This window comes from Actinopolymorpha sp. B9G3, from assembly GCF_040120725.1.
Lineage (GTDB): Bacteria > Actinomycetota > Actinomycetes > Propionibacteriales > Actinopolymorphaceae > Thermasporomyces.
Genome location: NZ_JBEEAB010000069.1, coordinates 1 through 1,657, shown reverse-complemented (window position 1 = coordinate 1,657; position 1,657 = coordinate 1). Strand labels below are relative to the sequence as shown.

Below are 1,657 nucleotides of genomic sequence, written 5' to 3'. Positions count from 1 at the left end.
CCTCGATCTTTCACGTGCCTGGAGGCGGTGCGGGTTGGCCGTGTCGATCTCCCGGTTGGTGGCTGGTTCTTGATGCGGGTGTGCGTGGCCACCGACGCTGTGTTCGCCGGTTCTCCGGGATCCTGGTTGTCTGGTCGGGATTGCTGGTTCAGGTGGGTTGCAGTGATGCCCAGCTGGTCTCGATGAGGCGGTTGTATGGCCAGTCTCGTGGCAGCCGGAGTCGTCGGCGTCTGCCGCTGCTGATGATGCGTCCGGCGACGGCGAGGACACGTAGCCGGAGACGTTTGGGTTCCCAGCGGCGGGCGGGTTCGTGGTGGTCGAAGGCGAGGGTCTGCATCCAGACCAGTAAGTCTGCGGCGAGGGTGATGATTTCGAGCCAGATCTGGTTCTGGGCGAAGCCGTGTAGGGGCAGGTTGCGCATTCCGGTATCTCTGAGTCCGCGGATCCGGTCTTCGGCTCGGGCACGGAGCCGGTGCCTGGCCTCGAGGTCTGCCAGCCGCCAGCCGGAACCCTTTGCGGTGTTGGTGGCAAAGCAGGTGACCCGCCAGCCGTCCTGGTCGGTGAGCCGGAGCTGAGCGCCAGGGTGGGGTCGTTCACGGCGGGCAATGATCCGCATTCCTGGCGGCCAGTCCTCACCGCCGCCGGTTCGGGCTGTGGCAGGCATCCAGCCGGTCAGCTCGGCGACCTGGGCACCGTCTCGCGGGTTGCCGTCACCGTCTGCCGCGGCCCGCCAAGCCTGCCGCGGGATCGCCTGCACCGCGGCGATGACCGGGGTCGTGGCGGGGAACCCGATCGAGTACTCCAAACCCAACTCGGTGACGTGATGGAGGAACGCCTTCGACGCGCCCCCGGTATCGGCACGGACCAACACCTGACCGCGTTCGCCTGCAGGGAGTTGATCCAGCGCTGCATCTAGCACGCTGATGTGATCGGCTGCGGTGAACGCCGATGCCGATCCAGTGCGCAGCAGCCCGACCAGCGTCTCTCCGGTACCGGCTTCATCATGGTCAACGAACGCGAACATCGGGTGGAAGCCGTAGCCTCGTTTGAACGTCGGCGCCGCACCTTCCTTGTCCGAGTGCGCCGCCACCAGCACCCCGTCCAGATCCACGATCACCTGCCCACCGGTTCGACCTGCCACCGGTCGCCGCCGCCCCCACACCCGTGCACGGGCATCCTCCCGCGCGGTCCGGATCGCCGCGGTGGCCGCCTCAACGTCACCGGCCAGCGTGGCGATCAGCCGCGACACCGTCGGATCAGACGCCACCTGGCCAAACAGATCAGGCTGAGACCTGACCACGGCCACATCGGACAGGCAATCACCGCCAAGTGCGACCGCGGTCGCGACATCGAACAAGACCTTGCCCGGGTCATGAACCGCCCGCTCACCCCGCCACGGCGCCAGCGCCTCCGACAGGCCACGCTCCAGGCCCGAGACCCGAGCCACCCGCGTCAACAACAGCCCACCCGACGACGACACCAGCGACTCGCGAACACCATCAACAACAAGACCTGGGAACCAGCTACGCTTCACCTACGGAGTGCCTATCTGCTCGGACGACTTCGACCTTCGACAAGCCGAATTCTTCCAAGCGGACAGGCACTTCCGTGCATTACGCGCCGTACTCACCCACGGCCACACGAAAGATCGAGGCTA

1 protein-coding gene is annotated in these 1,657 nt (G+C 66.5%); it reads right to left on the bottom strand.

Features of this window, described 5'->3' with window-relative positions:
• Positions 1-148 precede the first annotated feature (148 nt).
• Positions 149-1,534 carry an IS1380 family transposase gene (locus tag ABNF93_RS34590; RefSeq protein ID WP_349332488.1) on the bottom strand — a complete coding sequence of 462 codons (1,386 nt, stop codon included), beginning with the start codon at positions 1,532-1,534 and terminating at the stop codon, positions 149-151.
• Positions 1,535-1,657 lie beyond the last annotated feature (123 nt).